Origin of the sequence: Arthrobacter sp. 131MFCol6.1 (assembly GCF_000374925.1) — a bacterium.
Classification (GTDB): Bacteria; Actinomycetota; Actinomycetes; order Actinomycetales; family Micrococcaceae; genus Arthrobacter.
On the sequence record NZ_KB895541.1, the window covers coordinates 1,165,879 to 1,179,503 of the forward strand.

Here is a 13,625-nt window from a genome sequence, read left to right on the forward strand (position 1 = left end):
GTCACTGAACTGCCTCCTGTGAAGGGTGGTGTGGTTTCTTGATGATGGGCAGGCGGCGCGCCCACAGCTTGATGCCCTGCCAGCGGATCTGTGCCGCGACACGCAGCGGGGCCGCGGGGACGGCGAGCGCCGCGGACACGATGTTCCGCACGCTCGCTTCGTGCCGTACGCCGTCCATGGTGGCGATGAAGGGCTGCTGCCCCTCCCGTTCCAGGACGATCGATACGGCGAGCCGTTCGCCGGGCTCGGGGAGCTTCATACGGTATTCGCCGTCAACGTCGTTGAACGGCGAGACGTAGAACGCCTTCGGGACGCTCGCCCTGCCCGTGGCGTCGGTTTCGAGGAGGTAGCAGTGCCGCTCCCCGTACGTGTTGTGGACCTCGGCGACGACGCAGCGCAGCTCACCGGAGGCGCTGTGGCACCAGAACACGCTCAGCGGGTTGAACACGTGCCCGAACACCCGGGCGCTGGCAAGCATGGTGATGCGTCCGCCGTCGAGCTTTATCCCCTGGGTGGCGAGGTAGCTTTCCACGTTGCCGCGCAGGGTGCCGCCCGGATCGCCGAGGTGGTCCTCCACCCGGAAGCCGGCCAGCGGCCGGAGCAAGCGCGGCAGCCGCGGGAGGTGGTCGACGTCGACGTACCAGCTGTAGCTGCGGTAGGTAAACGCGTTGCGCAGCGGGGTGCGCCGCACATGGGCGATGGCGGTGCGGTAGATGGCCGCGCCGTGGAGGGCGGCCGGGTGGATGGTGGCCGGCGCGCTCATGGCACCTCCACCGTGGCCGGTTGAACTGTGGCCGGCTGGACTGCGGCCGGCTGGAGGTCCGGGTCCACGGCCACCGTGCCGATATTAACGGGGAGCTGGTCCCAGTCGCGGCCGAGCCGGGCGGCGGCCTTGAGGCCGGACAGGGCGCCGTCCTCGTGGAATCCCCAGCCGTGGTACGCACCGGCGAAGGCCAGACGCTCGTCGCCGAGTGCGAGGATCCGCTGCTGCGCCGCCAGCGACTCCGGCGTGTACTGCGGGTGCTCGTAGACCATCCGGTCCAGGACTGTGGCGTCGTCGATCAGCTCGGATTCGCCGAGGCTGACGATGTACCGGCCGCCGTCCACGGGGTCCAGCCGCTGCAGCCGGGTCATGTCGTAGCTGACCAGGACCTTGTCCGGCCGGGCGTCGCAGGACGGCAGCCGGTAGTTCCAGGAAGCCTGGGCGTTGGGACTGGCCGGCAGCACGGCCTCGTCACGGTGGAAGAGCGTCTGGTTCACCGAGTACGGCATGCCGCCAAGGGCGGCCCGCTCGGCGGCCGAGGCGTCGGTGAGCATGCGCAGGGCCTGCGCAGGGTGGGTGGCGATGACGACGGCATCAAAGGTCTCGCGCACGGTCCCGGCGCCGAGAGCGGACGTGACGTCGACGCCGTCGGCGTGCCGCTGCACCGCGGTGACCGGGCTGGCGAGCCGGATGTCCGGCAGGGTCGCGGCGACCTTGTCGACGTAGCTGCGCGAGCCGCCGGTGACGGTCCGCCATTGCGGCGAGCCCTTGACGCCGAGCAGGCCGTGGTGGCCCAGGAAGGTGAACAGGTAGCGGGCCGGGTAGGCCAGCGCAGTGGTGGGGTCGCAGGACCACACGGCGCTGACCACGGGGGTCATGAAGTGCGAGATGAAGTAGCTGCTGAACTTCTCCCGCGCCAGGAACTCCCCGAGGGTGAGCTCGTGTCCGTCGGCTGCCGTGCCTGTGGCGGGTTCGGCCAGCAGGGCACGGGCCCGGCGGTGGAACCGGGTGACTTCCAGCAGCATCCTCAGGTAGCGGCCGCGCAGCAGGGTGGACGGCCGGGGAATGATGCCGCTCCCCTTGGCCCGTGCACCGGCGTATTCCAGGCCGCACCCGTCGCAGCGGACGGACATGCTCATTTCGGAGTCCTGGGTTTCGACGCCGAGCTCGGCGAACAGGCGCAGGAGGGTGGGATACGTCCGCTCGTTGTGGACGATGAAGCCGGTGTCCACGCCCAGGGTGGGCCCGTTCTGCTGCGGCACATCGTGGGTGTGGGCGTGGCCGCCGAGCCGGGAGTCGGCCTCGAAGAGCGTTACCCGGTCCTGCCCGTTCAGCACGTACGCGGCGGTCAGCCCCGCCACTCCGCTGCCGATGACGGCTACCCGCCGGCCTGCCGGAATCCCTGCTGCTTGCGACACTGATCTGCTCCTGTTGTCTGGCCCGAAGTCTCTTATGGGCAATTCGTGGCCGTCGGGCGGCCGGATGAGTATGAATCTGGGATTTTTTAGTTCTGCCGTCAGACCGTCGCCAGTGACGCCATCATCCGTCCCTTGGGTTGGGTTCCTCGGATTCTCCTGCATCGGCCCGGCCGCGCAGCGCAGACATTCCGTGCAGTCCCTCCGACAGACATCCGGCAGATTTACCGGCACGGCCGCCGGAGGGCCGGATATGCCACAATGAAGCGGGAATTCCGGTCCCGTCTCCGTGGACCCGCAACCAGGCGAAGGGCAGCCCTTGATCAACCCCGTCCATCTCCGGACCCTTGTGGAAGTGATCCGGCTTGGATCGTTTGCGGCCGCCGCCACCCGGCTCGGCTACACGGCCTCGGCCGTCTCCCAGCAAATGTCGGCCCTGGAACGCGACACCGGCGTCACCTTGTTCCAGCGCGCGGCCCGCAGCATCCAGCCGACCGAAGCCGCCGTCGTGATGACCCGGCACGCCGCCAAGGTGTTGACGGACATCGAGACGCTGATGGCCGCCGCCTCCCGGGCGCAGGAAAGCCCCAGCCAGGAGCTGCGGCTGGGCATCTTCCCGAGCCTCGCCACCTATGTGCTGCCGCCGATCCTGCAGAACCCGGCCTGGAAGAAGCTCGGCATCGACCTGCGGGTCTCGGTCGCGGAACCGGCCCAGACCATCCAGGGGCTGCGGACCGGCGGCGAACTCGACGTCGCCCTGGTGTACCAGGTGGGACAGTCCGGCCTCGCCTGGCCGCACACCGTGGACCGGCAGTGGATCGGCGACGACGACTTCCGCGTGGTGCTGCCGGCGGCCTGGGGCATCGGCACGGATTCCAAGGTGGCCGCGCCGCACCTCTCGGATATGCCCTGGATCATGCACCACCCGGGCACGTCCGATGCCACGGTAATCGAACGGCTCTTCGCGAGCTGCAACCTGCACCCCCGCGTGGTGGCCTACAGCGATGACTTCCACGCCAGCCTCGAGATGGCCGCCGCCGGGCTCGGAGCCGCCCTCGTCCCCGAGCTCGCCTTGCGGCACCGGCCGGCCGGCGTGGTGGTCCTCGATGTGCCGGAGATCCGGCTGGCACGGAATGTTTTCGCCCTGCTGATCAACGAGAAGCGGACGGCCCAGGTCCAGCTGTTCGTGGAGCTGCTGGCCGAGACGATGCACCGGCTCGGGACCGCGCGCAAGGACTGAGCTCAAGGGGACTGAGCTGAAAGGCCTGGGCTGAGGGGCCTGGGCTGAATGGCCGGCAGCGGTGGGCCGACGTCGGCTGGGAGGTCAAAGGGGACGGCGTGGAGGCCGGTCAGCCCGGCGGGCGTTCAGCGCTTCCTGGCCCGCTTCCCGACCGGCGCCACCAGCGCGTCGATGATCCGGTGCTTGGTCCGGGTGTACGGCGGGTAGATCGCTTCCAGCGTGTCCGGCCAAAGCGGCTTGTCCAGGGTGGGGCGCTCATGCGAGAACGTCCGCACCGAATGTTCCCCGTGGTAGGCCCCCATGCCGCTGCCGCCGACCCCACCGAACGGAAGCCCGGGGATGGACAGGTGGGCCGCCGGAACGTCGACGCACAGGGCCCCGGACGACGTCCGCCCGGCGAAGGCGCGGCGCGTCTGTGGATCCTTGCTGAAGACGTAGAGTGCCAGCGGCTTGGCGCGCCCGTTGACCTCCTCGATGGCCGCGTCGAGCCCGTCCACGGGCACCAGTGGCAGCAGCGGTCCGAAGATTTCTTCCGCCATGACGGCGTCGCCGGGCGCCGGCCGCAGCAGGGTCGGCGCAAAGTAGCGGCTGGCGGCGTCGCGCTGTCCGCCGTGCACCACCGTGCTGGCATCCGCCAGGGCAGCGAGCCGTGCGAAGTGGCGGTCATCGACAATCCGGCCGTACGACGGGCTCGCCGCCGGGTCCGTTCCGAAGAGCGCCGTAACGGCCTTGATCAGCTCGGCCTGCAGCGGCTCCAGGACCTCCTCCCGGGCCAGGACGTAGTCAGGTGCGACGCACGTCTGCCCGGCATTCATGAACCGGCCCCAGGCGATGCGTTTGGCCGCCGTGGCCAGGTCCGTGGACGCGTCAACGTACGCCGGGGACTTGCCGCCGAGCTCCAGGGTCACCGGGGTCAGGTGCTCGGCCGCCGCGCGCATGACCACCTTGGCCGCGGCTTCTCCCCCGGTGAAGAAGATGTGGTCGAAGCGTTCGGCCAGGAGCGCCGTGGTCTCCGGGATGCCGCCCTCCACCACCTCGGCGGCGCCGGCCAGGTATTCGGGAATCCAGCGGGCCAGCGCCGCCGAGGTGGCCGGGGCGTGTTCGCTCGGCTTGAGCACCACGGTGTTGCCCGCGGCCAGGGCTCCGGCGAGCGGGGCGAGCAGCAGTTGCAGCGGGTAGTTCCACGGCCCGATCACCAGCACCACGCCCAGCGGGGTGAGTTCGGTCCAGGCCCGGGCCGGCCGCACTGCCAACGGCACCGGCACGCGGCGGGGCCGGAGCCAGTCTTCGAGATGCCGCTCCAGGTGCGCCGCCTCGGCGTCTACGAACCCGATCTCCGCCAGCTGCGCCTCGGTGTGGTGTTTGCCCAAATCGCGGGCGAGGGCCCCGGCGAAGTCCGCGTGCCGCTCCGCCAGCATGCGCCGCAGCCGGCCCAGCTGATCCAGCCGCCAGATGAGCGGACGGGTGGTCCCGGCGTCGAACGCGGCCCGGGCACGGATGACGGGTGAGATTACATGCTGCATCCGATCAATGTACAGTCATGCGGCCGTCCGCCGGCCGGGGACTGGATATGACGCCACGGAAAACTCTTCAACGCTGGAATGGTCCGGTTTTCAGGACTATGTTGAAGATATGAACAAGGTAGCGAGCAAGCACTTCGGCGAGGTCGAGCTCAACCACGGACGGGAGCATAATCTCACCGCCACGCATGAGCTGGCGGGCCAGACCGTGGAGCTTGACCTGAATGTCAACGCGCATGACCATTTTGATGAAGCTGCCATGCATAAAGTTGACTACCGCCTGCGCTTCCTGCCCGAACTCGTGGACCAGGTCCGCGAAATGATCGCCGAGGAACTGGACCAGGAAGGCACCAGCCCGCAGGAGTACCGCCACTTCCATTGCAACGCGATCAAGGACGAACACCTCAAAAAGGTCTTCGGCGTCGAGGACAAGAGCCAGCTGACCGACGAGGTCTTCCTCAAGGCGCTCAAGCTCGGCCACGTGGGCATCTACCCCGGCCAGCCGGAACGCTACTTCGTCCTCGATTTCACGCTGGGCCAGCACTTCACCGACGAGATCCTCGTCGCTTCCGCGGATGAGGACGGCGTCGTCGACGACGAAATCCTCTGGGAGTCCTGACTCGGGAATCCTGGGTCGCTGCTAATCCTGCGTCGGTTGCTCCGAAGATGCCCTTCTGGGCGCTCAAAACGGCGGCTGCTCAGCAATCGATGATCAAGAACGTACGACGCCGGCCGGCCACCTTGCGAAGGTGACCGGCCGGCGTCGTTTGTGCGTGGAGCCAACTCCTTGGCGGCTGCCTATTTAGCGGCCCCCGCTTAAGGGGTTCCACTATTTGGCCGCTGCCTACTTGGTGGCCTGTGTTACTTGGCAGCTGAGAGCAGCTCGGCGCGAACCGTCCTGGTGGCGGTGACCAGGTTGCGCAGGGACTCTTCCGTCTCGGCGTAGCCGCGCGTCTTCAGGCCGCAGTCCGGGTTGACCCAGAGCTGGCGGGACGGGACGTGCTTGACGGCGGTGCTGAGCAGTTCGGTGACTTCCTGCTCGCCCGGGACGCGGGGCGAGTGGATGTCGTAGACGCCCGGGCCCACGCCGCGGCCGAAGCCGTGGGACTCGAGGTCGTGGACGACCTCCATGCGGGAGCGGGCGGCCTCGATCGAGGTCACGTCGGCGTCGAGGCCGTCGATCGCGTCGATGATGGCGCCGAACTCGGAGTAGCACAGGTGCGTGTGGACCTGGGTGGCGTCCGCGGCGCCGGCGGTGGCGAGGCGGAAGGACTTCACCGACCAGTCCAGGTACGCGGCCTGGTCGGCCTTGCGCAGCGGCAGGAGCTCGCGGAGCGCCGGCTCGTCCACCTGGATGACCTTGATGCCGGCCGCCTCGAGGTCGGCGATCTCGTCGCGGAGGGCCAGCGCCACCTGGTTGGCGGTCTCGCCGAGCGGCTGGTCATCGCGGACGAAGGACCAAGCGAGGATGGTGACCGGGCCGGTGAGCATGCCCTTCATCGGCTTGCTGGTCAGGGACTGGGCGTACTCGGCCCACTTCACCGTGATCGGGGCGCTGCGGGTGACATCGCCCCACAGGATGGACGGGCGGGTGCAGCGCGAGCCGTAGGACTGGACCCAGCCGTGGACGGTGACGTCGAAGCCTTCGAGGTTCTCGGCGAAGTACTGGACCATGTCGTTGCGCTCGGGCTCGCCGTGCACCAGGACGTCGAAGCCGAGCTCTTCCTGCAGCTGAACGACGCGCTTGATCTCGTCCTTCATGAGCTGCTCGTACTGCTCCGTGGTGAAGTCGCCGCGGTTGGCGCGGGCCCGGGCGGTACGGATTTCCGAGGTCTGCGGGAAGGAACCGATGGTGGTGGTGGGCAGCGCCGGCAGGTGCAGCGCCTTCTCCTGGGCTGCCTCGCGGACGGCGTAGGCGGAGCGGTTGAAGTCGGCGCCGGTCAGTGCGGCGGTGCGTGCCCGGACGTCGCCGCGGCGGACGCCCTCGGCCTCGGCGCGGGAGGCGATGACGCGGGTGGCCTCGTCGATGGCGGGCTGGACGGCTGCTTCGTCGGTCAGCAGGCCGGCGAGGGTGACGACTTCAACGGCCTTCTGGTCGGCGAAGGCCAGCCAGCTGCGCAGCTGCGCGGAGAGCTGGACTTCCTCGTCGACGTCGTGCGGGACGTGCTGGGTGGAGGTGGAAGTGCTGATGGCCAGCTTGGCCACCGACGTCTTCAGTTCGGCGATCTTCTTCGCGGAGGCGGCGAGGTCGTTGCGCCAGATGTTGTGGCCGTCCACGACGCCGGCGACGAGGGTCTTGTTGCCCAGCGCGGCCAGGGCCGCGGCGGACGGGACCTCGCCCTTGAAGACGTCCAGGTGCAGGGCGTCGATGCCGGTGGCGGCAAGGGTGCCGAGTTGGCCGTTGAGCGCGCCGTACGGGGTGGAGACGAAAAGCTGCGGGCGCTGGGCCGCGGCGGCCAGGGCCTCGTAGGAGCGGGCGACGGCGGCCTGGATTTCCACGGCCGGGGTGTCCTGGTCCACCACGAGGGCGGGCTCGTCGAGCTGGACCCAGCTGGCGCCGGCGGCGGCGAGCTTCTGCAGCAGCGCCGTGTAGACCGGGAGGACGTCCTCCAGGCGGGACAGCGGGCTGAAGCCGGCCGGGGCGTCGTCGGAGGCCTTGCTCAGCAGCAGGAACGTGACCGGGCCGACGATGTACGGGCGGGTCTCGACGCCGTTGGCGAGGGCGTACTCGAATTCCTCGACGATCCGGTTCGAGGTCAGCGCAAAGTTGGTCTCCGGACCGATTTCCGGCACGAGGTAGTGGTAGTTGGTGTCGAACCACTTGGTCATTTCCAGCGGCTGCTGGTCCTTGTTGCCGCGGGCCAGGGTGAAGTAGCCGTCGATGGCGAGCTGCCCCTGCGCGTTGAGGAGGTTCCCGAAGCGGGCCGGCACGGCGCCGAGGTGGGCGGCGGCGTCGAGCACCTGGTCGTAGTAGGAAAAGGTGCCGGGGACGGCTGCGGCTTCGGTCAGGCCCAGGCCCTGGAGGCGCTTGGCGGTGCCGAGCTGGATTTCCTTGGCGGCAGCGTCCAGGGCTGCGGCGTCGATTTTGCCGGCCCAGTAGGCCTCGACGGCCTTCTTGAGTTCGCGGCGGCGGCCGATGCGCGGGTAGCCGAGGATCGAGGCGGACGGGAAGGGGGTGATGGGAAGTTCAGTCATGGGAAGTCCTAGGTGTTGGTGGTTCTGTACGGAGGGAAGTTGTTGTGCCTAGCTGGCGAGCTGGCCGCTGGCGGCGCCCCGGGATGCGCTGATGCGGCCGGCGCCGTGCCGGTTGCCGCTCTGCCGGCTGCCGCTGTTCTTGTTGCCGCTACGCGGCCGGGGCAGGGCGAGCTTGTCCAGCACGTCCAGGGCCGCGGCGTGCTCATTGAACGTGTAGAGGTGGATGCCGGGGGCTCCGGCGTCCAGGGCTGCGTTGGCGAGATCAACGGTGGCGCTGACCCCGATCCGGGTCCGCTCGGCGTCGGTATCGGCGGCCGCGAGGCGTTCGATGAGTTCCGGGGCCGGTTCCACGCCGGTCAGTTCGCCGAGCCGGGCGAGCCGCCGGAGGCTGGTCAGCGGCATGACCCCGGGAATGATCGGGATGGTCACCCCGGCCCGGCGTGCCCGCGCCAGGAGGTCGGCGTACTGTTCGGTGTGGAAGAAGACCTGGGTGATGGCGAAGTCGGCGCCGGAGCGCTGCTTGGCCAGCAGGACCTCGACGTCGTGCGCCTCACTCGGGGATTCCGGGTGCCGGGTCGGGTAGGCGGCGACGCCGACCGCGACCCTGCCGGCGCACAGCAGTGCCGAGCGGCGCTGCTCCACGCGGCGGATGAGCTCGATCAGGTCCTGGGCGTACCGGAGCGATCCCGGCGGCGGGGTTTCTCCGTCTTTGGGCCGGTCGCCGCGGAGGGCGAGGATGCCGCGGACGCCGACGTCGAGCAGTTCGCCGATGATCTCCGCCAGCTCCTGCGGGGAATTCCCCACGCAGGTCAGGTGGGCCAGGGGCCGCAGCGTCGTTTCCTGCACGAGCCGGTTGACGAGATCGACGGCGGTGCTGCGGTTGGAGCCGTTGGACCCGTAGGTCACGGACACGTAGTCCGGGTCCGTGGCTTCCAGTTCGCCGATGGTGGTCCAGAGGGATTCGGCGGCTGCGGGCGACCGCGGCGGGAACAGCTCGTAGGACAGCGCAACAGGGGCCGCGCCGGCAAGATTGGGATGGGTATCGATAAGGCTTGGAGGTGACATTTGCGTCCTTGGCTTTGAACACTGCCGCCGGGAGATCCGGAATCCCGGCGGACCGGAACCAGAAACGGAAACTCCGTCGTCAGTGAATTGAGTTTGGGGAACACGGAGGGAACTTCAGCAGGGCGCAGCCGCGACTGTTACGCCTGATACGAAGTTGTCCGTGAGCAAATGTCAGGCCCACATGGGGGCACCCACACCCTCCTGGGCCGCCCGGGGGCAGCTTTCAGCGGAGGATCGCTGACACGTTACTGAGGTAACTTGTATAGAACTCTAAGACCCGGCCGGGGTGCCCTTCAAGTCGGCGTCCGAATTAAGACGCACCTTTACGGGCGTTTGCGGCGCCGGGCAGAATAATGTTCGCCGAAGGCGCCAATTTCGCCCCGCGCGGCCCGCTCTCCCCAACGCACCTGGTCAGGACTATCCTGTTGCCATGATTCAGCTTCCAGCCAGCTACCAGCAGTACCTCGCCGGCAAGAGCGAGAGCTTCATCAACACCGTCCGGCCAGTCCTCATGCAGTCGGCCGCAGAGAGGTTGCACGGGGTCCGGATTCTCGTGCTTCCGCATGGCCACCAGGCGCATCTGGATGACACCATCCCGTATGGGACGGTGGTTGAGGACATCGACTGACGTCCGGTCAGCCCCTGCCTAGTCCCCCAGGAGCAGCCGCTGGGAGCGCGGGGCCAGTGTGTGTTCGAGCACCAGGCAGGCCGCACCGACGGCGCCGACGTCCTCGCCTACCCCTGTGCCCACGACTTCGATCCCATGGATCCTCCGGGTGGCACTGTTTGCCTCGACGAGTCCGGGGACCAGCTCGAGGTAGGCCGCTGAGAGGCATGTCCAGAACGGGCCGCCGAACACTACCCGGTCCACGTCCAGGGCGTTGGTGACGACGGACACCGCACGGGCCACGAGGACTGCGGACCCTCGAATGATTTCCTTGGCTTCATCGTTGCCGGCGTCGGCGATCGCGCACAACTCGGCGAACCGCTCCTGGACTGCCGGTGCGCTCCTGTCCTGGAGTGAACCATCCAATATCCCGGCCGCCTCGGCCTGCGCCACGAGGACCTGCGGGATGGCGGAGGACTTCACGCATCCGTGCTGCCCGCAGTCGCAGAGGGCGCCGCCCGGGTCGACGACGATGTGTCCGATTTCCCCGGCGTTGCCCGAGGTCCCGCGGACGACTTCGTCATTGAGGACGATCCCGCAGCCGATCCCGGTCCCCATATACATGAAGACAAAGCTGCCCTCTCCGCTGGGGCCGCCGGCCCAGGTTTCGGCCACGGCTGCGCTGGTGACGTCCTTGTCCATAAGCGTGGACAGGCCAGTGGCTTCCGCCAGGGCATCCCGCAGCCCCACGTGGTCCCAACCCGGCAGCAGCGGCGGGTCCACGACGGCGCCCTCGTTGAGGTCGATGGGGCCCGGCGACGCAACCCCGAGCCCGGCGATCCGGTCCGGGTCCACCCCGGAGTCCAGGATGAGCCTCTTGATTTCGCCCGCGATGGTTTCGATGACAGCCCTGGGGTCGGTGCCGGGCGGGGTGGTGATCCGTGAGTGCCGGACGACGGCGCCGAGCAGGTCCAGCACGACGAACGTGAGGACGGCCGGGTCCAGGTGGACGCCCACGGCATACATCCCCGCGGGATTCAGCCGGAGCATGGTCCTGGGCTTGCCCGGCCCGGTGCCTTCCTTGCCTGCCTCGACGATCAGGTGCTGGTCCAGCAGGCGGCGGGAAATGTTGGAGATAGTCTGCGGCGAGAGTCCGACAATCTGGGCGAGTTCCACCCGGCTCAGCCCGCCCGGCGTGCGGCGGATGGCGTCCAAGATGACCGTGAGGTTGAAGTCGCCCATCTTCGGTAGGTTGGTCCCTCGCCTCGGCGAGGGTTGCCGGAACTCGGTCACTGATACCTCTAAACGTTTTGGCCACGCACAGCAGTTGTCAGAATCGTACGTTACGTGCAGGCGTGCGCCCACACTTGCGCTTTACTGACACAAAGTTTCTTTCGTCAAGGCCGCCGGGTGCTGGCCGTGACGGTGAATTTTGGATTCCTGCCGGCCTCGCGTGTGGGCCCGATCAGCCGTTCCAGGGCCGGCCGGTAGTGCAGGTGGCTGTTGAACACGGTCCAGAGCTCCCCGCCCGGGGCGAGCACCCTGCCGGCCGCTTCGATCAGCTTGATCCCCGCGCCGGAGTGGACCGCCGCTTCCAGGTGGAAGGGCGGGTTGAGCAGGACCAGGTCCGCGCTGGCGTCCGGGAGGGAGCTCATGGCGTCGTCCTGGAGCACGTCGATCCGTCTGTCCAGGCCGTTCGCCCGGGAGGTGGCCAAGGCTGAGTCGACTGCGGCGGCGGACCGGTCGGTGGCGGTGACGCGGGCACCGGGGTTGGCGCGGGCGTACATCGCGGCAAGGATTCCGGTGCCGCAGCCAAGGTCAACGGCATGGGTGGCGTGCGGCATCCGGGGCAGGAAGTCCAGCAGGAACCTGGTCCCGATATCCAGCCCGGTGCCGGCGAAGACGGCGCCCCGGGCGCAGACCGTGAGCCCCAGTCCGTCGTTGACCTCAGTGACCGGGAAGGGCAGCGCTGCCGGGACCGGCTTGGGGCTCCGGGCCAGCAGGAGCCGTGATTTCTGCCGCGCCAACTGGGGCTGGACGTCGCCGAAGTAGCGGCCCAGGACGGCGTTCATGCCCAGGCTCATGTGTTTGACGCGTCCGCCCGCGACCAGCACTACCTCGGGCGCCGCGTAGCGGGCCACGGCGTCGGCGATCTCCTCAAGTTCCGCCAGGGACCGCGGCAACTGCAGCAAGACCAGGGAGGCTCCCTCCAGCAGTTCGGCGCCCAACGGGAGGTGCTGGAAGCCGCCGTCGATGCCCAGGGCCTCGGCGTTCGCCCGCAGCGCCCGTTCACCGGTGATGAGGTCCTGCTGGACCCGCACGGCCTCCGCCCCGAGGGTCAGGGCGCCGAGGGTCAGGGCACCGTACCGGTCCCCCACCACCGCGAGCCGGCCGCCGGGCGGCAGCAGGCCGGCCGCGCGCATCTCAAGTAGTGAGTCCAGCAGGAGCCTGTCCGTGGCGTCCCAGGCCTGCAGGTTGTCGGCCTCCACATCCGGGAATCTACGCAGCCGGGCAAAGAGGGATTCGAAGCTGTTGTCCGCCACGCGCGTTGTGCCGCCGTTTCTTCTCGGGTGGGAATTTAGCTGGGTGTTTGGAACTTCGGCACTGCACTTCAACGCGGGGTCACTTACGGTCCGTCCTGCACTCCGGGATGGGCCGTAAGTGACCCCGCGTTGCTTTAAGTTATACCGGTCCGGGCCAGCAGTGTGACGATTCCGGCGACGGCGGCCCGGCCGGCCCGGTTGGCGCCGATTGTGGACGAGGAGGGCCCGTAGCCGACGAGGTGGACCCGGGGCTCGGCGGCGACCTGGGTGCCGTCCATCGCGATGCCGCCGCCGGGTCCGCGCAGGTGCAGCGGGGCGAGGTGTTCGAGTTCGGCCCGGAATCCCGTGGCCCACAGGATGACCCCGGCGGCGAGGAAGCTGCCGTCGGCCAGCCGGACGCCGTCGGGTTCGATCGCGGTGAACATCGGGTGCCGGTCCAGGACGCCGCGCGCGGCGGCGGCGCGCAGGGCCGGGGTCCAGATCAGGCCCGTCACGGAGACGACGCTCTGCGGCGGCAGGCCCTGGCGCACCCGCTCCTCGACCAGGGCGACGGCGTCGTGGCCGGCCTGCCGGTCGAAGGCGGCCTCGCGCCAGACCGGTTCCCGGCGCGTGAACCAGGTGGTGGTGGTGACCCTGGAGATCTCATCGAGCAGCCCGACGGCCGAGATCCCGCCGCCGACCACGATGACATGCTCCCCGCGGAATTCGTCGGCGGACACGTAGTCGGCGACGTGCAGCTGCCGGCCGCGGAAGCTGGCCCTGCCCGGATAGATGGGCCAGAACGGCCGGGTCCAGGTGCCGGTTGCGTTGATGAGGGCGCGGGCCGAGAACCGTCCGCGGGAGGTTGCGATGCTCAGCCGCCCGGCCGGATCATCGTCCTCCCGGCTCACCGACTGCACCTTCACCGGCCGCTCGATCGCGAGGCCGAGGTCGTGTTCGTACCCGCCGAAATAGCGGGTGAGGAAACTGGAGCTGGCCTCGGCGGGGTCCACGTCGGGCTGCGGGATTCCCGGGAGGTCGCTGATGCCGTTCACGGTGGCCATGAGCAGGCTCTTCCACCGGTGCCGCCAGGCCCCGCCGGGCCCGTCCTCGGCGTCGAGCACGATGTATGTCCCGGCGGGGGCCGGGCTGGCCGCGTCGGGGCCGGCCGCGTCAGCTGCGGCCGGGACGAAGCCGCGGCGCTGAAGGTGGTAGGCCGCCGACAGTCCTGCCTGGCCGGCGCCGACCACGACGACGTCGGCCGCCCGCACCGTCTCAGCGGTCACGGTCGCGTTCCC

At 69.0% G+C, this 13,625-nt stretch carries 11 protein-coding genes; 3 read left to right on the top strand and 8 right to left on the bottom strand.

Translation table 11 applies throughout. The features are described from left to right. Position 1: 1 nt before the first annotated feature. A complete protein-coding gene (locus tag C566_RS0105440; RefSeq protein ID WP_018773331.1) occupies positions 2–763 on the bottom strand; it encodes a DUF1365 domain-containing protein in 762 nt (253 codons plus the stop codon). Further along, positions 760–2,181, bottom strand: coding sequence for an NAD(P)/FAD-dependent oxidoreductase (locus C566_RS0105445; RefSeq protein WP_018773332.1), 1,422 nt, complete (start codon positions 2,179–2,181; stop codon positions 760–762). Before C566_RS0105445 ends, C566_RS0105440 begins: the two co-directional genes overlap by 4 nt. 316 nt (positions 2,182–2,497) lie before the next feature. On the opposite strand from C566_RS0105445, the gene C566_RS0105450 reads away from it, so the two are divergent. Further along, positions 2,498–3,418: a LysR family transcriptional regulator gene (locus tag C566_RS0105450; RefSeq protein ID WP_018773333.1), complete on the top strand. Its 921-nt coding sequence runs from the start codon at positions 2,498–2,500 to the stop codon at positions 3,416–3,418. A 125-nt stretch (positions 3,419–3,543) separates the two neighbouring features. Here the strand turns inward: C566_RS0105450 and C566_RS0105455 are convergent, their stop codons facing one another. Beyond that, positions 3,544–4,941 carry an aldehyde dehydrogenase family protein gene (locus tag C566_RS0105455; RefSeq protein WP_018773334.1) on the bottom strand — a complete coding sequence of 466 codons (1,398 nt, stop codon included), beginning with the start codon at positions 4,939–4,941 and terminating at the stop codon, positions 3,544–3,546. 109 nt (positions 4,942–5,050) lie between these two features. Here C566_RS0105455 and C566_RS0105460 point away from each other — a divergent pair, with 109 nt between their 5' ends. Then, a complete protein-coding gene (locus tag C566_RS0105460; protein WP_018773335.1) occupies positions 5,051–5,557 on the top strand; it encodes a DUF2004 domain-containing protein in 507 nt (168 codons plus the stop codon). A gap of 242 nt (positions 5,558–5,799) precedes the next feature. Here C566_RS0105460 and metE read toward each other — a convergent pair whose 3' ends face one another. Further along, positions 5,800–8,133 carry a 5-methyltetrahydropteroyltriglutamate--homocysteine S-methyltransferase gene (gene metE, locus C566_RS0105465; RefSeq protein ID WP_018773336.1) on the bottom strand — a complete coding sequence of 778 codons (2,334 nt, stop codon included), beginning with the start codon at positions 8,131–8,133 and terminating at the stop codon, positions 5,800–5,802. 48 nt (positions 8,134–8,181) lie between these two features. Then, positions 8,182–9,198: a methylenetetrahydrofolate reductase gene (locus tag C566_RS0105470; protein ID WP_018773337.1), complete on the bottom strand. Its 1,017-nt coding sequence runs from the start codon at positions 9,196–9,198 to the stop codon at positions 8,182–8,184. Positions 9,199–9,628: 430 nt separating this feature from the next. On the opposite strand from C566_RS0105470, the gene C566_RS0105475 reads away from it, so the two are divergent. Then, the gene (locus C566_RS0105475) at positions 9,629–9,826 is read left to right on the top strand and encodes a hypothetical protein (protein WP_018773338.1); all 198 of its coding nucleotides are present in this window, start codon (positions 9,629–9,631) and stop codon (positions 9,824–9,826) included. 18 nt (positions 9,827–9,844) lie between these two features. Here the strand turns inward: C566_RS0105475 and C566_RS0105480 are convergent, their stop codons facing one another. From C566_RS0105480 to C566_RS0105490, 3 genes are all read right to left on the bottom strand, one after another. After that, positions 9,845–11,047, bottom strand: coding sequence for an ROK family transcriptional regulator (locus C566_RS0105480; RefSeq protein ID WP_018773339.1), 1,203 nt, complete (start codon positions 11,045–11,047; stop codon positions 9,845–9,847). 155 nt (positions 11,048–11,202) lie between these two features. Then, positions 11,203–12,348: a class I SAM-dependent methyltransferase gene (locus C566_RS0105485; protein WP_018773340.1), complete on the bottom strand. Its 1,146-nt coding sequence runs from the start codon at positions 12,346–12,348 to the stop codon at positions 11,203–11,205. A gap of 134 nt (positions 12,349–12,482) precedes the next feature. Then, positions 12,483–13,613, bottom strand: a complete 1,131-nt coding sequence (locus C566_RS0105490; protein ID WP_018773341.1) for an NAD(P)-binding domain-containing protein — start codon at positions 13,611–13,613, stop codon at positions 12,483–12,485. Positions 13,614–13,625: the final 12 nt, after the last annotated feature.